This is a genomic window from Aliterella sp. E5.1, from assembly GCF_057473825.1.
Genome location: NZ_JBYCCV010000219.1, coordinates 1 through 3,001, shown reverse-complemented (window position 1 = coordinate 3,001; position 3,001 = coordinate 1). Strand labels below are relative to the sequence as shown.

The 3,001-nt window shown below is 37.4% G+C and carries 3 protein-coding genes; 1 reads left to right on the top strand and 2 read right to left on the bottom strand.

The annotated features are described in order from the left end of the window. The first annotated feature begins 87 nt into the window (after positions 1-87). Positions 88-627 carry a hypothetical protein gene (locus tag AC2VE5_RS25290; protein WP_486890348.1) on the top strand — a complete coding sequence of 180 codons (540 nt, stop codon included), beginning with the start codon at positions 88-90 and terminating at the stop codon, positions 625-627. 283 nt (positions 628-910) lie between these two features. Here AC2VE5_RS25290 and AC2VE5_RS25285 read toward each other — a convergent pair whose 3' ends face one another. Both AC2VE5_RS25285 and AC2VE5_RS25280 read right to left on the bottom strand, forming a co-directional pair. After that, the gene (locus AC2VE5_RS25285) at positions 911-1,195 is read right to left on the bottom strand and encodes a WGxxGxxG family protein (protein WP_486890347.1); all 285 of its coding nucleotides are present in this window, start codon (positions 1,193-1,195) and stop codon (positions 911-913) included. A 448-nt stretch (positions 1,196-1,643) separates the two neighbouring features. After that, positions 1,644-2,660 carry an AI-2E family transporter gene (locus tag AC2VE5_RS25280; protein WP_486890346.1) on the bottom strand — a complete coding sequence of 339 codons (1,017 nt, stop codon included), beginning with the start codon at positions 2,658-2,660 and terminating at the stop codon, positions 1,644-1,646. Between the last annotated feature and the right edge of the window lie 341 nt (positions 2,661-3,001).

Below are 3,001 nucleotides of genomic sequence, written 5' to 3'. Positions count from 1 at the left end.
CCCTTTCTCTGCTATGGGTTTCCACAATCTTCTGGCGCAAATCATTTGAGTAAGCTTTCATCCATTTAGCCATTAATAGTTGTAGCAATGCTTCTCACTTTATCTCATTCAATCGAGAACCGCTGTAAGTATGCTTTTAATCCTATATGGGCTAAAATCGGAGCCTACGAGCATATATCTTGGTATGAAACAAGTTGGGTGCAGTTAGGGATTTTGTTTTTTTGTGTAGTAGTTTTTATATCAGCTATCGTTATTTATCCTCTTGTGCCTTTAATCGGGCGTTTGCGAGGTAAGCGGTTTCAAAGGAAGCAATTGCGCTGGGCTTGGATACTAGCAGGTTTAATCGGTACTTTAAACTTGGGTTTCTTAATTGGTTTTCCTCTATCAGTCTGGCTGTATGGCTTTTGGCGGCTAGTGTATGGCGTACCGACTGTTGCGATCGCCTTTCTCTGTATTCCTTTGCTTACCACTGTGTTAACACTAGGATTGCTTATCTTTACCGTTTTGGCTTGGAAGAATAATTATTGGTCTTTCTTTAAGCGATCGCACTATTCCTTAATTACCCTAGCCGCTTTAGTCTTTATTCCCTTCCTTACCTACTGGAATTTATTAGGATTTCAGTTTTAACACTGTAGCTCTCTTCAAATAAAAATTTGCAAACACTCAAGGTTGTAGGTATGCAGTTAGATAATTCTCGGATAGTTCTAGTCAGCATTTTTATTGCTATCTCAAGATTGTCGTACTCGCGCGATCGCTCTTGTTCTGCTACTTAGTGATAGATAGAAAAAGCCTTAGTTTATTAAACTAAGGCTCTCTTTAAATGAGTGAAATATTATAATTCACACCATTGCTTCCACGATTAGAAAATACTCCGAGCATTATTTGCATAAAATAATGCAATTAGAATGTACTAATCTCTGTAACCTGTGCGTGCTGTATCAGGCTCTCGATATGCAGTTGCTTCATTGCGACGACTTTTACCAGCTAAACCAGCTAAACCAAGTAAACCAATTAATCCCAACCAACCCCAGTCAAAATCATTATCATCTTCATAAATTCCTTCCTGCTCAACTCCTACTCCAGGATCTAAAACTTGAGCCGAAACAGGTAGGCTTAAGGGCGTAATTGCGGCGGATACTGCTATAACGCTAACACCCAATACTTTGAATAAATTCTTATTTTGATTCTTTACCATGATGTCATTTTCTCCTATAGTTTTCGTGAAACTTATACTATTATTTTAAGAATAACTAGCCAAATAAAATCATTCTTTAGTAATAAGTAAAAATTTTATATATGTACTTGAATATACACAAAATAATTATATTTTATAGTTTTAAGAAATTAAAAAATAATTTTGAAGCAACTATCAAATAAGTGTGTTTTCTTTTAGCTGTTACTAAAATCGGTGTTTATAATCAAATGTACCAGAATGCAGAGAAATAGGCATCAAGACAGCTTGTAACCTTGGCTTATCAAACGGTTTTTCTTCTGCTCTTTGCCTTCTACTATAGGTTGAAGTTGAGATTATTTTATAGGGTATTAATTGTAAAATGTTTTCATTCTATGTGTCATTTATTTATTCAAACTACAGCAGTGATCCAAACAAAATTAGATAAGTATTTCTCATTATTTAGTCATTTCTACCACTTATTCATTACATCTTTGATCAAGACCTCTTTTAGCCAAATTTGGAACACTATTAATAGCGGAATAGCCAGAAATAAACCTAAGAATCCGAATAAGCTAGAAAAAACTACTACTGCCAAAATGGTGAAAACTGGCATCAGATCCACCTCTTGCTTCATAATTAAGGGAACTAAAAGCAGGCTTTCAAACTGTTGAATTGCAATATAAAGTAATATAACTGCTCCTGCCTTCCAAGGAGCATCAGTTAGGGCAAGCAATGCTGGTGGAATAATGCTCAAAGTTGGTTCTACATTGGGAATAAATTCTAATAATCCGGCTAAAGCAGCATTGACTACAGGTAGTGGTACTCCCAAAATTGATAGCCCGATAAAAGATACTAAAGCGATAACGACCATTGCGATCAGAGTACCTTTGATCCAACCAACTAAAGATTCTTCAGTTTCAGACAAAATTTCGTCAATTCGTCGTCGATAAAAAGCAGGAAAGGCAAGGATAAAAACTCGTCTGTATTGAGAGGGGTTCACCAAGAGCATAATAGTTAGAACCAAGAACAGTAGCAAGCCCACAACAATAGCAAGCGAGTTATTAAGGATGACAAAAAAATTGCCCAGCAGGCGTACTATCGATGTTTGTAATTGTTGTGCAATATTCTCTAAGATCCGGAATTGTTCAGAGAGTAATCCTGGAACTTTAGATTGCAACCAATTAAACCAATTATTTATTCTTTCTGATACCTGCGGGAAAACATTGACTAACTCTTGCAACTGCTCGGTAATGCGCGGCACAATAAGTGCAAAAAAGCCCACAACGATCGCTAGTAAGATTGCAACTGTAATCGCAATGGCAATCCCACGCTTGATATGGTAATGCTGGATTTGTCGCACAACCCGATTTAAAACTGTTGCCAAAACTACAGCCGCAAACAGCAGTAAAACAACTTGGCGAATTTGCCACAGAATGTAAAGAGAGATAACAATAACGAGCAAGCCAAGCCATTGACCTAAGCGCACAATACCGCCTCCATACATTGCTTGTTTAAGGAGTTGGCTCTCGTCTGTACCAACGTAAACAACTATCTAATCGATACTATTTAAACGCAATCTGTGTTTAGCAACGGAAACTCTTTGCGTTTCGGTTTCCACTTGTTTGCTAATTGATACTTCTCCAGCTTTTTGGCGAGGGCGATCACCTCGGTCGATAATCTGGGCAATCGATCGCTTGTTTATACCAATTCTGAATGAAGGTGCGCTAAATTAGCATAAGTGTAAGGGGAAAGGAAAAGTTATGAGTCGTCCGTTCCAAGTGGAGATATCTGAAAGCAAAGAAATGTTGGAGAAAGCACTCAAATATG

Coding starts and splice junctions, on each gene's coding strand:
- AC2VE5_RS25290 (WP_486890348.1), top strand. CDS start 88: ATGCTTCTCACTTTATCTCATTCAATCGAGAACCGCTGTAAGTATGCT.
- AC2VE5_RS25285 (WP_486890347.1), bottom strand. CDS start 1,195: ATGGTAAAGAATCAAAATAAGAATTTATTCAAAGTATTGGGTGTTAGC.